Source organism: Parabacteroides sp. 20_3 (genome assembly GCF_964238835.1).
GTDB classification, from domain to species: Bacteria; Bacteroidota; Bacteroidia; order Bacteroidales; family Tannerellaceae; genus Parabacteroides; species Parabacteroides distasonis.
Map to the genome: position 1 here is coordinate 241,795 of NZ_CAXSNO010000005.1, position 15,951 is coordinate 257,745.

Sequence of the window (15,951 nt, forward strand, 5' to 3'; positions counted from 1 at the left end):
TCCTACTGCGGCTTATTTAAGAAAAGCATTCTTCCGTGACACGTGTCTCACATGGCTCGGAAATACCCAACAAATCATTGATCTCCTTTCTTTTCTCTAAATCCGTAAAATAAGCCTCTACAACTTTATAAATATCAAAACCTCCCGTAGAACCGGCTGCCAAGTTTAGTGACTCGACTAATTTACCTGTAGCTTTATGAATCTCAGCTTGTTTCAGCAAATGAAATTCATTCCCGTGAATTAATTGATTCTTTCCCATGATGTTCCAATTTTAGGTTATACAATATATTACAAAGGATTTCTATTCCTGTCCTAAAGATACAAATATCTTATATATGACCTAATACTTTTATCTATTTTTAAATCGGTTCATCTATTTTATCAGTCGAAAGGGAAAGTATATCTCTACATTCCATTAATTTTGCCAGAAAACTAAAATGAAAAAGTTAGTAATATTCGATCTTGACGGAACATTATTAAATACGATCGCGGATTTAGCCCATAGCACGAACCATGCGTTGCGGCAAAACGGCTTTCCAACACATGACGTAAAGGAGTATAACTTCTTCGTAGGAAACGGCATCAACAAATTATTCGAACGTGCGTTACCCGAAGGTGAAAAGACGGAAGAGAATATACTAAAGGTAAGGGAAGAGTTCTTGAAGCATTACGATCTGCATAACACAGATCGCAGCGTTCCCTACCCCGGTATCCCTGAGTTATTAGCCTTGTTGCAGGAAAGAGGGATAAAACTGGCGGTCGCTTCTAATAAATATCAAGCCGCTACCCGTAAGCTCATCGCCCATTTCTTCCCTTCCATACAATTTACGGAGGTTCTCGGACAGCGTGAAGGAGTAAAGGCGAAGCCAGATCCCAGTATCGTCAATGAGATCGTAGAACGAGCGAGCATATCCAAAGAGAACGCTCTTTATGTCGGTGACTCGGACGTAGACATGCAAACCGCCATCAACAGCGAAGTGACCTCCTGTGGGGTAACATGGGGGTTTCGCCCTCGTACGGAATTAGAGAAATACGCACCCGATCATATAGCGGAAAAGGCAGAAGATATACTCAAGTTTATCTAAAAGACGACCTAAGCCTGCCGTGCGAGGCAATCCTTCCCGTTCTTGTCTCGCACGCTTGTCCTTAACCTGAATTACTAATATTTCCTAACACATATTCCATCCAGCTCGCACAGCCCTTAGAATACAAGTTATCCCTAACATCACCTCAACCGTATTTGCAAAAAAGTATTAGACCTACAAACAAAAACATCCAATAGCGGTTATTTTTCAAGGTATCATTTAAACCAAACTTTAAAAAACGCCAAAACGAGACCTATATTTCTGTAATATTATACCAAACAACCACTAGATAAATATAGTAAAAGACGAAGTTATAATTTTACATAAGAAACATAGACAAAAAGAATGTCGGGAAATATTAAAAAAATAGTTGAGCCGAATAGTGGTATTGATTATTCTTTGGAGAAGGACTTCAAGATCTTTACACTTTCCAAAGAACTCCCTATTACCACTTACCCTTCTTATATAAGATTAGGGATTGTCATCTATTGTGTAAAAGGAAACGCTAAAATTGATATCTATTCCAACAAGCACATTATAACCCCTAAAGAGCTCATCATCATCTTGCCGGGGCAATTGGTCGCATTAACGGACGTTAGCGTAGATTTCCAAATCAGATATTTCACGATCACGGAATCCTTTTATACTGATATATTAAGCGGTATCAGTCGTTTCTCGCCACATTTCTTTTTCTATATGAGGCAACATTACTATTTCAAGATGGAAGACGTGGAAACTCTTTCCTTTGTAGACTTCTTTGAATTACTTATAAGAAAAGCCGTCGATCCGGAAAACCTGTATCGAAGAGAGTCGGTTATACTCTTACTTCGCATATTATTCCTTGATATATATAACCATTATAAAGTCAATTCTTTAGACAGTACGGCAACGATAGATGTACACAAGAAAGAACTGACCCACAAATTCTTTCAATTGGTCATGAGTAATTACAAAGTGAACAGAAGCGTGACGTTCTACGCGAACTCTCTATGCATCACCCCTAAATACTTGACCATGGTTGTTAAGGAGGTAAGCGGCAAATCCGCCAAAGATTGGATTACGGAATATATGATCCTAGAATTAAAAGGATTACTCACCAACTCTACCTTGAATATCCAAGAGATTGTTGAGAAGACGCAGTTTTCGAACCAATCCTCGTTGGGACGCTTCTTTCGGAGGCACACGGGCTTATCGCCTTTGCAATACAGGAAAAAATATTTAACAACAGAGCAAAGAACAAACTTCTCAAAAAATAATACGATATGAATAAAAGTCAGCTAATCGAGGAATTATCGAAAAGAGTCGGTAATGACAAAGAAGAAATCCGGTACATATTGGAAGAACTGAATAACATCATCTTAGAGAAAACGAGAGCCGGAGAAAAGGTATGTATACAGGGTTTCGGTGTTTATACTCCCCGCTTGCAGACAAGCAGGTTGGCTAGAAACCCGAAAAGCGGAGAGACTTTAATGTTGATCCCCAGAACCATTGTCCATTTTAAGTGCGCGCCCAATTTGGTAAAAGAGATCAATAAATGAAAAATAAAGGGTCGGCTCCATCAGGAACCGGCCCTTTCGTTATACCTATTAATGACATACCAAAGACAACATTCTATAATCTACATCAATATTTGTCGAGCATATTTCACGCAAGTGCCTACCTCTTTCACGGAGTCAGACCAAGGCTTGATATCATATTCCAGTTCTATATCGCAATAGATAGGCCATTTCTCTTGTTTGATCAACAAGAGCACGTCTTCCAACGGCATCTCCCCTTGTCCCCATACTTGATTCGTATTCGGCTGGTCCCCTGTCGTAGGCCCCGTCTTGTCTTTCAAGTGGATACTATAGATCCGATCATGATATTTCTTGATCATCTCATTCGGGTGGATACCTGTAGAACCAAAGAAGTGGCCCGCGTCAAAATTCAACATAATAGAAGGAGAGACCGCTAAGATCGGATCGCAACTAAACCCTTCTTCGGCATATTGCATATGATTATGGAAAGCCATATACATCCCATGCTTCTCGGCAAATGGAGCGACTCTTTTCGCCGTCTCCAAATTAATCTCGTCCGTCACGGCTTTAGCGCCCATGGCCTTGGCTACCTTGAACGCATAATCGATTTCCTCGTCCGAACCCATACGGGAAGGTTCCATCTTCACGATATGCGCCGATATTCCTGCTTCGTTCAATAACTTACGGGCACCTTCTACCTTTGATAGATCCAACCCGAGACGCCACGCTTTCACCGCTTCCTTATATTTATCGATCTCAGCCTGCTGCTCCGGAGTAAACTTCGGGGGACCCATCCGACGAGGAGCCGCAGGTTTCTCACCCGGTTTCGCTGCGGGTTGAGGAGCTTGCTGACGGAAGAATTTCATCATCGGATTCTCCGGAGCTCCTAAATAAGCTTCCAGATCACCTCCCATCAACTCGATGGAACTGATATTCGCCTCTTGGCAATACTTGATGATATTCTCCAATCCACCCGGCATGGAACGCCAACTATAAGTGATCGTGCCGATTTGCACGCCACCGAACTTCGAGTTAACCTTGCCTGCCTCCGCCGCCGTATCAACCGGAGCGGGAGCCGCCACACTCTTCCCCGTACAAGAGAAAACACTCGGAAGGAAAGACGCGGCCGCCAAAGCAGCGACCGATCTTCCTAGAAACTCACGTCTGGACTGACCATTGTTCACATCTTTACTCATAACTATTCAGTTTATACATAAATATCAACTCTTAGAAGAAAGGCCCTTACAGACTTCAACCTTTACGATATTCATCGTAAGAAAAAATATATAGTAAAACACAACTTCGCTTCCTCGCTTCCTCGCTTCCTCGTGCGAAACAATGAGAGTGAATATAGGGATGAGCAGTAAACCATGAGTTAACGAACGCTAAACAAGACATTAACCTAGGGCTAATTTAAGGCTAATTTCATATCAGCACAAAGCTTAATTCACATAATAACAGCAATATAAATAAATCAAGAAATATTTATAAAAATCTTCGATAAGTCAGAGGCATAGCACCTGCCTCCCTATTCGAAAGGATCGCTATCAGTGGGGCGCATACATTTGTCACTGTAATGCCAGAGGAGTGCCACACGGATGGCACAGGCATGCCATAACGGTGGCACGGTCTTGCCACAACGATGGCACAAGTGTGACAATAGCGATGGCACAGGCATGCCAATGAGCAGGCACACTATAATATTACTGGGGAGATTGCTGACTCATCAGCGAAGACGGTACGACCTGCTCAAAAGAAGAGGGGAAAGCCTCGCCATACATCTCTTGGTATAAAGCGCAAAAGCGGTCGTACACATAACGGGCCAATTTGAAGTTGTTCTGGTGAATCAAGGCTTTGATCTTATAAATCAAAGCCTCCTCGTTGCAAGGATCGTTCAGAAGGATCTGGTCTGCTATCTGGATCACCCGATCCGCCTCATCCTCGATCGAGTAAGTGTCGATAAAGCGAGACAAGACATCCACCGTACTATTACAGATATAACTTTTAAAATCATCCATCCAATCAAACGATTCCCCTTTGAACACTTCTCCTTTGCTGATAATATCATAGAAATATTCAAAGTCCGGCTGAGTCCGTACCCGTTTATCTTTCAGCCAATCCAAACAAGCCAAATAATCGCAATAGACATCTTCCGAAAGCTGGAGAATATATCGATTCGCATTAAATAGGACCTCGACCGTATCGATACGTTCCAATATCTTCCGGAGTTTCAATATAGATACGCTTCGAAGGCTCTTCGTACTTTTCGAGGGGTTGTCATTCCCCCAAATCATCCGTGTCAAGTCCTTGCTCGATATTCCGAAACCTCCACGGGAAGAGTGAAGCATAATCAAGATAAACAGCTGTTTTAATTTGGGGGTAAATAGAGAGGTTATATCATTTCCATCCCGGTCCAACACATAGAACTCTCCAAACAATCGGATATAATTGCGCAGAACCGGAACCTCCTCGATCTCCTCCGGCATCTCTCGCGAAGAACGATCCGGCTCCTCGGTTCCTTCCTCGATTCCCTCCTCCGCAACCGTTCCCGCATCAGCCTCATCCTGCCTTGGCTTTTCTTTCACCTTCCGATAGCCTAGATAAGCTATCGAGACCAGAACCATCAAAATCAACCCAATTCCAAGGACATCCAACCAAGTAATCGCATTCGATATATGTAAATCTAATAACTGGTTGCTCAATCCCAATATCTCCTTATCGCTCAACACACGAGACCAAATACAAAGATTATCCAGCACACCCACGAAGTTCGAGGACTGGCTGAAATTCACGAAGCCGACATATAAGCTATCACTACCCAGATAAGCCGGACGATCAAAAGAGATCGCGTCCAGTTTTCCATTTACGAATATAGCCTGCTCCCCATTCCGCTTATTATACCGCCATACGACATTATACCATTTACCCGGCTCGATCTCCGTGTTACCAACCAGATCGTTGTTAAAGAATCCCATATACGGTTTCCGGTTCCGTATCAACAGATGCAACGCTTGTTGATAAGTACTGTTCTTAGCTCCCAGAATACAATAATCCTCCTTCTCCGGCAGGTACTTAGGTATTTTCAACCAAACGCCGACAGTGAAATCATGGTCCCGCATATGAAGTTCCGAAGCGGTCGGTAAATCCACACGGGCCTGATTCTCCAAGGAAGCGACCTGCCCCCGTATAGGGTCCTGAATAAACTCGACATTCCTAGATACCGTGAGATTATGATTGGACGAACCATCTTTCTCATCGCCCTCAAACGGTAAATAAATCTCTATATCCTCGTCAATCCGCAAAGGTCTAGCCTTAAAATCGCCGGCGAAAGCCTTCCTTTGGGTACCGGAGACATAAACCGTAGCCGGCTCTATCCTATAGCCCGGAGAGATCGGCGAAAGCATCAACTCGGCTCCGGGCTCTAGCGGAAAGCAATATTTACCCGTCGTATAATTAGACATCCCATCCCAATTCACGTAGTTAAGCAACTCATTGTTATTCGTAACCGCGCCGTAAATGATATCGAAATTCCGGAAAGTAACCAACGAGACATCTAACCATGCGTAATACTTATCTACCAAGACAAAATTAGGAACCCTTCCATCCCGGATCCACGCTCTTTTAAACGATTCTATTAAATAGGGTGTCTGCCGGGCTAAAGCCGAGATATCATTACTATTTCCCCGGGAAGTCTCTAAGAACTTATATCCGGTAAATAAAGACAAATTCTTTTTCAGCCGCTCATCAAAACTCTCAACCCCTTCCGGTTGATTTCCCCAATCAGCGTCCGTATGCTCCACAAAATCCCTCATATTATGCAACCATGAAGGACTGTTCAAATGTTTCTGAACCTCGAAAACGACCAGTCGCTTTCCGGAACTCAACATATCCTTCAGGGATGGCCATCCGTTTTTCGTATCATACTCAAGTACATACTCCATCAAGCCTATTTCCTTAAAAGAGGATTCCAGCTCCATCTCTACATAGAAATCGAGGAAAAGCGTCATAACCTTAGTGGAGTCCGCATCCAAGGCCGTCTTAATGGCTTCCAATGATTCACTAAAAGGAGTAAACGTACCATCAGGTTTCCTTAGTAACAATACATTTGTCTCCGTATCCCGCTTCAAATAGAAATAAAAGCCTTCGATCTGCTTCCGCAATAACTCGTCCAAAGAAAGTTTTTCCGGGGAATTGGAGGATAGACAAGAATAATTAGATAGGATGTAGACGCTCTCGTTATATAAAAGACCGGCCTCTACATCCTCTTGACGTTGAGAAACCAGACGTTGTGCCGAAAGTAATTCCGGCAGGGTGATTATAAGGCTAACAATTAAACATATATAACGAAACCACGCTATCATCGTATACAATATCTTAATTATAAGATCATCCAAAAATAAAGCTTTAATATGACATGACAATGTTTTTAGATTATTATCTTCGCATCAAAATAAAGCGAAGTCATATGGACATACTAGAAATAACGCGAAAGCAAGATCCTCTCTATCCTACCTTTGAGCAAATATATACGGCAAGTTTCCCTCTATTTGAGCAGCGAACAGAAGAACAACAAGAACAGGCCTTCCAATCTCCCAACTATCATCTAGTGGCTTATCTGAAAGACAACCTCTTTATCGGCTTTATCTCATACTGGGATTTTAGCACCTATGTATATATCGAACATTTCGCCATTCATGAGAACTTTAGGGGACAAGGATACGGCGGTTTATTGCTGGAGGATTTTAATAAACGCCTGAATAAGATTATCTTATTAGAGATCGATCCTATTACGGATGAAACTTCCTCCAAGCGATTAAAGTTCTATAAAAAATGCGGCTTCTTCGAAAACCATTACAACCATTTCCATCCCCCTTACAGAAACACCTATCGAGGGCATGCGTTAATCATCCTGACAACAGAGAGGCAAATAACTGAGGATGAGTATATTCAATTCGGTTTCGACTTGCGGAATATTGTCATGGCAAATTAAGAAATAAATATAAAAGCCCCGATCGTTTCTTCGATCAAGGCTTTATTAAATCACCAAAAGCCGAAAATAATGAACTAAGGAGGACAACACCCTTCCTTTCGTAAATTTTCGCATACATCCCGAATAACCGCATATGGCTTTTTATCATAGCCACTGTCAAAAAATTTTTCCATGGCTTCGACTGTGTCCAGATAAAGCCATGCCCCTTTCTTCAAGCAAATCAATCTTACAAAACGAGCCTCTATTAGTTTCTCCAACTTCATATAGGCTAAAGTATCATAAAAATATTTCACCAAACGTCTCGCCTCGTCATACTCAAAGGCTTTCGGCAAATTATTTTTCATATCACTCTCCCATTGTTCCAACCGATATACCCCCCGCTTTATATCTTTCAATTTACGTAAAGCCAATTTCATGTCCTCCTTCGCATATTGCGAGATAAAGAACAGATACATATCCGAGGTATTTTTAGTGGTAGCCTGTCTTAAAGCATAAAGAGACAAAAGCACACTTAATACACTAACTACCAAAGCTGTTATATTCCATATATCTTCCATGATTTATCATTTAAAAAGTTTATAAGCCTTTATTCCCCAATCCGTACACCTCCAATGATCACCCACACAATCGAATATACAAACCCCACCTGTCGGAACCTTAATATCATGAGTCGCACAGAAATCCTCATAATTCCCCAGAATATAGGGGGAGAAACGCATCACTCCATTGGAAGAGACTAGTAACCAAGTCTCACCATCAGGGATACTAGCCGCCAAATCCTGCCAACCGCTTATCAGTTTCTCTACATCTACGTTCCATCCTAACGGTACCACGGCCTTCTCATTCCATTGGGCGATCACGGAAAGTCCCCTCTCCACGATCCGATCTTCCGTTAGGTCTTTCCGGCCCATTCCCTCCTTTTCTAAATAGAGAGATCCCAAACGTTTTATTACATGATCTTCTACCATATTCTCATCCGGCCCATAATCAATCTCTTTAAGACGTAAGTCTTGAATGATAGGCAAATCCACATTCATTTCCTCCAAGATATAATTAGCGGTCTCCAATGTGCGTTTTAAGGGGGCCGAAATCACCTTGTCGATCACAATCCCCTTCTCACGTAAATAACGTCCCGCAGATCTAGCTCGTTCCTCCTCTACCAGAGGCAAATCAGTTCTAGCTCCAACCCGAGTCGGAGTCTCTCCCGCACGAAACGTATTACCATGCCGTACGATCACAAGTTTTCTACATTTTTCCATGGTTGTATTAATTTAAAGTCATCTACTATTTTTTGATATTCAGGTAACAAATCTATCAAGCAATCCCAACGTTTTTTCACTTGCTCCTCCGGGAAAAAACGATTCCTCCGAGCCAATCTTTTGATAACCATTTCTGGTGTCGCATCGATGCACACCATATGAATCCGATATCCAAGACTCTTTATCTTCTTATACAAATCCACATGTTCTCTCAACGCATTACTATGTTCAAATAAAATAGGCCACCCATTCCTCAATCCCAACAAAAGAAGACGGTAACCTAAAAAACGAGCAGGAAGTTCCCAACGTAAGAACGCTTTCTCCCTATCTAGCGAGCAATCCGCTTGATACCCGGATAATGCCTCCATAATAGCGTCGAAAGCGATATGCAAACAAGGTCCATTCTCTGATAGCCATTCCTCCGCCCAATACGATTTACCGGATGCGGGTATACCACATATATTCAAGAGTAAGGGTGATTCCGATGTCCGCATATCCACCTTTTGGCTGTCTACCCAACAGTCAAAATCCATCCATACCGGACCAGCATCACAGCCAGAAGGTAGAACCTCCTCCAAAGTATGGTAGGGAGATAAAATAGAATCTACGATTCCATCTAAGTCACGAAAGATCGAACTCTCCATACTTCTCAAGTATTTCCTCAACCCGTTTGACATCTTCCGGGGAATCAACCCCGCTTGTTGTCTCACGTCCCCGATAATCGACGTCTACGACCCTCATTTTGATGCCATTCTCTAAGAAGCGCATCTGTTCCAATCCTTCTATATAAGAGCGTTCATACACAGACGGAGGTAATGAGAAATAAGACTCGAGGGCTCGACCGCTATACGCATATAAACCCACATGCCGCCTGACAGGGCTTTTAGGCAAAAGATCCCTAGCCTGATCCTCCTTACGGATAGCGGGTATGGTTTGTTTCGAAAAAGCTAAGGCATATCCCAGCCGATCCACCAATACCGTCGTGCCGGAATAAGGGGTTTCCTTTTTCATCGCCAGTAATTGATCGTATTCGCTCCATCCCAACAAGACCGAGGCGGTAAGGACATCCGCCTTCTCCTTTCTCCATGTATCGATCAGATCTTGCAAGATCCAAGGAGGACACGTGGGATTATCGCCTTGCAGATTTATTATCAGTCCGGGATTGGTGTCCTGTTTCCTTACCGCCTCATAGCAACGTTCCGTACCACTTTTACAATTCGTGGAAGTCATCATCACCGGAATCTCCCGGGATTCGCAAAACGAGACGATGCGCTCATCATCCGTAGCTACCAAATAAGAACAAGACTCATTTTTGCGACATACAAAATCCGCTATATCCGAGACCCGTTTTATCATCTCTATACCTTTAATCTTAACCAAAGGCTTACCCGGCAACCCGCTTGAACCATATCGAGCCGGTATTACAATCAGTACTTTTTCCATAATCACTTCATTTAATAGATTAACATTCTAAACCGTTTAATTTTATAATATGTAATACAATCAGAGTATTGAGGGTCCTTTGTATGATCATCCGCCGCACGGCAAACCACGTGCATATCCTCACCTACGATACATAACGAAGGATAATTTCTTGAATACAATTCATTCTCTTGGCAAGCGATCATCCCAGCCATACACCAGTCCACACAATTCTTTGAGAATAACAATTGTAAACGATGCCTCTCATTATTCGGGAGTCCATACCGGGAAGTCTCAGGTAATGAACTTATCGTCCGCATAGCATCGAAGGATTGATTGGATGCCATCCAATACAGCCGGGATATCTCATCATACACTATAAAAAATTTCAAATGGCCACCGGGAAAGGGCAAGAAAAGCAAGATCTGTCCGGAAGGAGCCTCTTGAAAACCGGTTACCATCTGGGCGTTCTCATCTTCCCTCACTTTTAATAAACAAGCGTATCCAATCCCTCCGGTATGCGCACGAAGAAACATATGGAACGTTTTCCCCTCCGGATCATACCAAATATGATGTTTATCCTTTATTTGAACCACTTGAGCCTCCAGCCATCCAGTGGGCGCATTAAAACGACCGGGAGCCAATTCCAGCGGCTTATTGGTCAATGACTCGTAAAAAGGAATGCCAACCCCTTCCGGGAAATGTACCTTATCCCTGAAAACAAAAGGATCGGAACGTCGCCAAGAAGACGCATCCAGTAAATCATCGTGAATAGAGCAAGATAGCAAGGTAGGGCTCAAACCCGCCACATTCCAGCCTTCTATCTCCGAGTTATAAAAACGCTGTTCCATCGCCAAGTAAACCCGCTCGTTAGCGAAAAGAACATTACAGGCAGAAGAATGCCATTTCTCACCTTGGGAGAGAAACGAGGGAACGCTCCACGTATTCCCATCATCTTCCGAGCATATAATACATAAATCGCCCGCGTTTCCTATGATATATATCTTTTCCCCTATACAAAAAGGGCGGGCATGCCAAAAATTAAAATCCGAGATAAAACACCAACTAGCGCCTTGGTCGTCCGATACAAAAATCTTACCGATACCTAACCGTCTTGTCCTTTCCGTGTACAGCTGCGAAGAAGCATAGATTTCTTTTACCCCCTTGCCGCCCAAGTCGAAAGTCACGACCAAGCGTCCCGTCGAAGTCACGGTGATTCCGGGAGTATAACAATAAATGTCTTCCGGACTAATTGATTTATAGATCAATGTTTCTTGAGTAGATATAATCATAGCAAGAGATTTAAGAGTACAAAAAAAGGTCACGACATTTCTTCACAGAAGTTCTCGTGACCTGAGCTTTTAATTTATTACTTTAGTATTAATACTCCCGCATGTTCTACCATCGCGGTGTACTTGAAGAATCTATCTCCACACGGGAATTTCAGAATTATAAATATCTTCTTAAAGGAAGAGATGGGGGATTCCCCCATCTCTTGACCTATCTATTTGTTTAATTATTTAACAACCACTTTAACAGCTTCCTCACCATCAACAGCTACAGCTACGATACCGGCAGGTACGGCAATTGTTGCGTTATCAGATGTAAGAACTGTCTCAGCGACTACCTTACCTAAGATGTTAGAGATAACTACTGACTTACCAACGGCGCCTAGGATAGTTACAGTACCGTTATCAGTTGTGATGGAAACACCTTCCACAGCTTCGATTGTCTCGTTGTCTGTAGCGATATCGTCACCTTGCTCTACGTTGAAGATTAAAGCGTCATCACCACCGGTAGCTTGTTCGTTAAACTTAGAATCATCAGCAGACAATACCAAACAACCATTCTGCATCTTCAACCAAGCTGCTTGTGTAGGAGCAATATCAAGAGCGTCAGCCTTCATAGATTCGAACAAGAATGATCTATCAGCCTCAACCTCATTAGCGGCAGCATTTCTGTCAACAAAACGCATTGACCAAGTCACATACTTGTGGTTGTCACCAGACAAGACATATTTGTAAGATACAAAGTTATCCTTGCTTACACCAGCTTTCTTAGCGGCAGCCCAAGCTGCTTCCTCAGCCTTATTTAAAGCCTCAATCGTGATCTCCTCATTCTTCAAGTTCTTGAATTCGTCTCTCAAGATGAACAATGTATCAGCAACACGGACAGCCTCCACGAAACCGGCACGATCATATTTCTTCCACATATAAGCGGCGTCTTTCTTCGCATCGGAAGTATTAGCCTTATCATGTTTCAAAGCGAAATCATGGAAATTGATCAAATACTTACCTCTCTCGAAACCGGGGATAGCAGGAGTTGCGTGAGAGCACTTATCAGCCTCTACCTTATTACCCTCGTTGTCGAAGTGATTGTGAGTATATGTACAAGGAACACCCGGTGTACCCTCGAAGTCGTTACGATCGATTGAGATCAAATACTGAGGTTTGATATTACCAGCGCCACGATTTACCCATGCCGTATCAACGATGAATGACAAGCCATCTTCCGTCTTATCCGGAGTGTAGATACCTAAGAAATCGATATCACCATTCATGAAATTCTTGTTGTTCTCAACTTGCAAGTACTCTTTACGATATTTCTCGATGAAACGTAATGTATCAGCCTTGTCACCTTCGTTACCTTCAAGCTCAAGAGAGTTGAAACGACGGTACAGCGGAGTCTCATCCGGAGCGATAGCAAAAGCGGATGTTCTAGATTCTGCTAAAAGCTGCGATTTCAATGTTGCGTTTCCATCATAGTCAGATACACCGGCTTTATTCTTATCTAAGATTGAATAATGTACGTCATTTGTATTTGTATTATCTTTATCTGTTGACAAAATCGCATAATAACATTTACCAGTTTCCTTGATTTCATTATTTTCCTTAAAGTAGAACGGAGTAACCTCACTATTTTGATCTGTAATTCGATAATCGTTATGAGTAGGCACATTGAACTTATCCTCTTTATTAATAGCTAAGCCAATACCATTTAGTCTCACTACATAGGCTGTTCTATAAAGTTGTTTCAAGCCTTTAATACGGTCTTGATGTTCTTTCTTAACCTCAAAGCCAAACTTGTCAACAGCGTAAACCGATTTATTAGCACTTCGACTAGCTGTATCTAGCGTGAATGCGGAAACACCATCTTTAACTGTCAAAGTAGAGTCCTTATCAGACTTAGCGATGAACTTATCTGTAGCATATGGATGCCAGTAATTAAATGTATACTTATTTACCTTCAACTCATCATTTGTCAAGTTCTTATAACCCAACAATGAGTCTGATACAGCCTCAGCCGGAACCTCAACAAAGAATAAGTCCGAGTTCTTTAAGATAGTCGTAGTTGTAGTCGCACCATCATGTGACACAAACACATCATTCTTCGTGTAATAAGAATCCTTATCCGCATCTTGATGTAAATTAAAGATTGCTTCCGCATCGTCAAATTCACGGTTCTTCGCTGTTACAGCAGATACATTATTCAAATCTTTTACGTTATTCTTTAAAATCACCCATTGATAAGCAGGCATATGAGCCACATTTTGCTCATCTGCGTTTACTGTAGTCCAACGAATTACGCCATTTTCATAGATCGGAGAAGCCAAGTATTCTCCCTTTTTATTCTTGATATAATAAACGCCATCCTTAATAGAAGTCTTTGTCTGCTCAGCATCACAACCGCCATAACCTAATTTAATAGTAGTATTTTGCTTAGAGTAATCAGCTGTTAAGATACGAGTCTCGTCCTTGATCAAGTCTTGCAAAGACACACGCCAGTTACTTCTGTGATTATCAGTAGTTGTATAGATTTCTTTCCAGTACTTAATGTTAGTCTGCTCATCACCTCTCCATGTAATTTGCTTCACATAGATCTTCAACTCATCGCTACTTGGTGAATAAACGAACAAGAATTTATGTTGGTCTTCCATAGCACCTAAACGTTGAATAGCAGTTTGGGTATCACTTGGACCAGTCCAACCGTAAGCTAAGAATTTAGCACCAGTCTCATTCGTATAAGCGGTATCGACTTTCAGATAAATATCTTTATCATCATCATTCTGACGAGTTACATATAACCACTCATAATTTTTTGTTACAGGTGTTTTTACACCTCCGACCATCTCCATTACAACATTATCCCCAGTGGGTTTAGCAATAAACTTCTGTTCGTTGAATGGATTTTTCAAACTAGTTCCTTTAATATCCGGGCTAAAGTTTAATTTGACACCAGCATCTGCATCCTGCAAATCAAAGATCGTATTCAATTCATTAGCACTCAAAACAACATCAGCTGCCTTATACAACGTAAAGCCAGTCAAATTATCAGTGTCTGCCTTTATATTTTTAACAGCATACTTACCAACTTTAATTACTCCTAATTCATTTCTCAAACCAATAACAGAGTCTGTGCTAAAATGTGAATACAGAGGGACATTAGACTCTAATCCGGTTAAAACAGAAGAGAATGCCCAACCGGAAATCTCACCACCTAAAGTCGGTTCCCACCAATGTTTGTCCGCAGGAGTTATAGATTCCGCATTCGCACTTTTGTCCTCACCATTCATGGCGATATCCAGCATAAGCCCTGTAGCTTTGTTCGTGAAGTCAAATTTCACGTTTTGCCCTTGACTATGTGCTTGAGTAGAGACGCACCACAATGAATTTTTCGTTTTAAAAGCCGCATCTGATGCTTGTCTTGCTTTCAAAACATAGTTACCATTGTTATCCTCTTCCATAAGCAAGTAATAGCCATCATTAGTCTTTAACTGATAAAGGCCACCCTTCGTTTTGTCGTTGTAGTCTTTAAGAGGAGCAGCCGAACCAATCTGGATTGCCTCACCCTCTTCTACTGCTGTCAACTTTTGCGCATTAACAGACACAGCACTTAAAAGCGCAGCACCCGCCAAAAGAGTAGAAAACTTTTTGTTCATAATAAATAAATTAATATTAATACTAGTGTTTATTAAGATAATCAACCTGTTAGACTAATTGAAAATCGTCGTTTGCCATTAAAAACGACTAGTCTAAACGATCGTCTAAATCTTGCGTTTTTTGAGCGTTGAAACGGGAGGTTCGTTGAAGGAATCGCTTGTTTCGTGAAGAATAACCTATCCTATTGATAAGAAAGAGAATAAGCGATAAAAAAATCGTCTGGAAGGGTTGCAAGTATCGAAGAAACGCGTACCTTTGCAAATGACTAAAAGAATCGATCGTTTAAACTAGTCGTTTCTATACTAGAAAAATATTTATTAATCATATAAACTTTACTCTCCTATACTAATGTACACACGTACATTTATATCTATATCAAAATATAACACTTTGACATCTTGTATTCTTAACTCCCGGAGAATCGACTTTTTCAGGCTCCCCCGATAAATCGTGGGGATAATCTCGCAATATACTTTTATCTACACTTTAATTTGTTTATCGCACGTTTCACGTCAGCCAACTTGCTTTATGTCAGTGATATGTTGTGAAGGATGTGAAAGGGAGCGCAGAGATGCCTACGAAGAGTTGTTACCGTTGAGCCTTTCTATTGAATACAAACATTATCGGCAGTAGCTTGCTCTATCTGCCCATGAAATCGTTTCACGGTTGTGATACAATCTTTTCACCTATGCGAAACGATTGTATCACGTAGGTGAAAAGATCTCTTCACGGATGTGA

General features: G+C 41.7%; 13 protein-coding genes. 4 read left to right on the forward strand and 9 right to left on the reverse strand.

Annotated features, from left to right (window positions below):
• Nucleotides 1-16: 16 nt before the first annotated feature.
• On the reverse strand, nt 17-259 hold the full coding sequence (locus ACESPU_RS12350) for a hypothetical protein (protein ID WP_005861135.1): 243 nt from the start codon (nt 257-259) through the stop codon (nt 17-19).
• A gap of 178 nt (nt 260-437) precedes the next feature.
• Here ACESPU_RS12350 and ACESPU_RS12355 point away from each other — a divergent pair, with 178 nt between their 5' ends.
• The 3 genes from ACESPU_RS12355 (at nt 438) to ACESPU_RS12365 (ending at nt 2,623) form a co-directional block, all read left to right on the forward strand.
• Nucleotides 438-1,085 (forward strand): HAD family hydrolase, encoded by a 648-nt coding sequence (locus tag ACESPU_RS12355; protein ID WP_005866716.1) that lies wholly within the window; start codon nt 438-440, stop codon nt 1,083-1,085.
• A gap of 345 nt (nt 1,086-1,430) precedes the next feature.
• Nucleotides 1,431-2,351, forward strand: coding sequence for a helix-turn-helix transcriptional regulator (locus tag ACESPU_RS12360; RefSeq protein ID WP_158533075.1), 921 nt, complete (start codon nt 1,431-1,433; stop codon nt 2,349-2,351).
• Nucleotides 2,348-2,623 carry an HU family DNA-binding protein gene (locus ACESPU_RS12365; protein WP_005866712.1) on the forward strand — a complete coding sequence of 92 codons (276 nt, stop codon included), beginning with the start codon at nt 2,348-2,350 and terminating at the stop codon, nt 2,621-2,623. The genes ACESPU_RS12360 and ACESPU_RS12365 overlap by 4 nt, the downstream gene beginning before the upstream one ends.
• Nucleotides 2,624-2,703: 80 nt before the next feature.
• Here ACESPU_RS12365 and ACESPU_RS12370 read toward each other — a convergent pair whose 3' ends face one another.
• Both ACESPU_RS12370 and ACESPU_RS12375 read right to left on the reverse strand, forming a co-directional pair.
• Complete coding sequence (locus ACESPU_RS12370; RefSeq protein ID WP_373133394.1) at nt 2,704-3,798, reverse strand: sugar phosphate isomerase/epimerase family protein; 1,095 nt, start codon at nt 3,796-3,798, stop codon at nt 2,704-2,706.
• A gap of 507 nt (nt 3,799-4,305) precedes the next feature.
• Nucleotides 4,306-6,996, reverse strand: coding sequence for a LamG-like jellyroll fold domain-containing protein (locus tag ACESPU_RS12375; RefSeq protein WP_373133395.1), 2,691 nt, complete (start codon nt 6,994-6,996; stop codon nt 4,306-4,308).
• Nucleotides 6,997-7,067: 71 nt separating this feature from the next.
• On the opposite strand from ACESPU_RS12375, the gene ACESPU_RS12380 reads away from it, so the two are divergent.
• Nucleotides 7,068-7,592 (forward strand): GNAT family N-acetyltransferase, encoded by a 525-nt coding sequence (locus ACESPU_RS12380; RefSeq protein ID WP_121961257.1) that lies wholly within the window; start codon nt 7,068-7,070, stop codon nt 7,590-7,592.
• A gap of 74 nt (nt 7,593-7,666) precedes the next feature.
• On the opposite strand, the gene ACESPU_RS12385 is transcribed toward ACESPU_RS12380, so the two are convergent.
• From ACESPU_RS12385 to ACESPU_RS12410, 6 genes are all read right to left on the reverse strand, one after another.
• A complete protein-coding gene (locus tag ACESPU_RS12385; protein WP_005861117.1) occupies nt 7,667-8,149 on the reverse strand; it encodes a hypothetical protein in 483 nt (160 codons plus the stop codon).
• A 6-nt stretch (nt 8,150-8,155) separates the two neighbouring features.
• Complete coding sequence (locus ACESPU_RS12390) at nt 8,156-8,851, reverse strand: histidine phosphatase family protein (RefSeq protein ID WP_373133396.1); 696 nt, start codon at nt 8,849-8,851, stop codon at nt 8,156-8,158.
• Nucleotides 8,827-9,495: an AAA family ATPase gene (locus ACESPU_RS12395; protein ID WP_009018373.1), complete on the reverse strand. Its 669-nt coding sequence runs from the start codon at nt 9,493-9,495 to the stop codon at nt 8,827-8,829. Before ACESPU_RS12395 ends, ACESPU_RS12390 begins: the two co-directional genes overlap by 25 nt.
• Nucleotides 9,473-10,294, reverse strand: coding sequence for a manno-octulosonate cytidylyltransferase (locus ACESPU_RS12400; RefSeq protein WP_039848958.1), 822 nt, complete (start codon nt 10,292-10,294; stop codon nt 9,473-9,475). Before ACESPU_RS12400 ends, ACESPU_RS12395 begins: the two co-directional genes overlap by 23 nt.
• Nucleotides 10,295-10,305: 11 nt before the next feature.
• On the reverse strand, nt 10,306-11,565 hold the full coding sequence (locus ACESPU_RS12405; RefSeq protein ID WP_195284023.1) for a sialidase family protein: 1,260 nt from the start codon (nt 11,563-11,565) through the stop codon (nt 10,306-10,308).
• Nucleotides 11,566-11,789: 224 nt separating this feature from the next.
• Nucleotides 11,790-15,212, reverse strand: a complete 3,423-nt coding sequence (locus tag ACESPU_RS12410; protein WP_121962110.1) for a DUF6383 domain-containing protein — start codon at nt 15,210-15,212, stop codon at nt 11,790-11,792.
• Between the last annotated feature and the right edge of the window lie 739 nt (nt 15,213-15,951).

Bases quoted from the DNA above. Each gene is read 5' to 3' on its own strand.
- ACESPU_RS12360 (WP_158533075.1), top strand. From the start codon at position 1,431: ATGTCGGGAAATATTAAAAAAATAGTTGAGCCGAATAGTGGTATTGAT.
- ACESPU_RS12410 (WP_121962110.1), bottom strand. From the start codon at position 15,212: ATGAACAAAAAGTTTTCTACTCTTTTGGCGGGTGCTGCGCTTTTAAGT.
- ACESPU_RS12380 (WP_121961257.1), top strand. From the start codon at position 7,068: ATGGACATACTAGAAATAACGCGAAAGCAAGATCCTCTCTATCCTACC.
- ACESPU_RS12385 (WP_005861117.1), bottom strand. From the start codon at position 8,149: ATGGAAGATATATGGAATATAACAGCTTTGGTAGTTAGTGTATTAAGT.
- ACESPU_RS12355 (WP_005866716.1), top strand. From the start codon at position 438: ATGAAAAAGTTAGTAATATTCGATCTTGACGGAACATTATTAAATACG.
- ACESPU_RS12370 (WP_373133394.1), bottom strand. From the start codon at position 3,798: ATGAGTAAAGATGTGAACAATGGTCAGTCCAGACGTGAGTTTCTAGGA.
- ACESPU_RS12405 (WP_195284023.1), bottom strand. From the start codon at position 11,565: ATGATTATATCTACTCAAGAAACATTGATCTATAAATCAATTAGTCCG.
- ACESPU_RS12350 (WP_005861135.1), bottom strand. From the start codon at position 259: ATGGGAAAGAATCAATTAATTCACGGGAATGAATTTCATTTGCTGAAA.
- ACESPU_RS12365 (WP_005866712.1), top strand. From the start codon at position 2,348: ATGAATAAAAGTCAGCTAATCGAGGAATTATCGAAAAGAGTCGGTAAT.
- ACESPU_RS12400 (WP_039848958.1), bottom strand. From the start codon at position 10,294: ATGGAAAAAGTACTGATTGTAATACCGGCTCGATATGGTTCAAGCGGG.
- ACESPU_RS12395 (WP_009018373.1), bottom strand. From the start codon at position 9,495: ATGGAGAGTTCGATCTTTCGTGACTTAGATGGAATCGTAGATTCTATT.
- ACESPU_RS12390 (WP_373133396.1), bottom strand. From the start codon at position 8,851: ATGGAAAAATGTAGAAAACTTGTGATCGTACGGCATGGTAATACGTTT.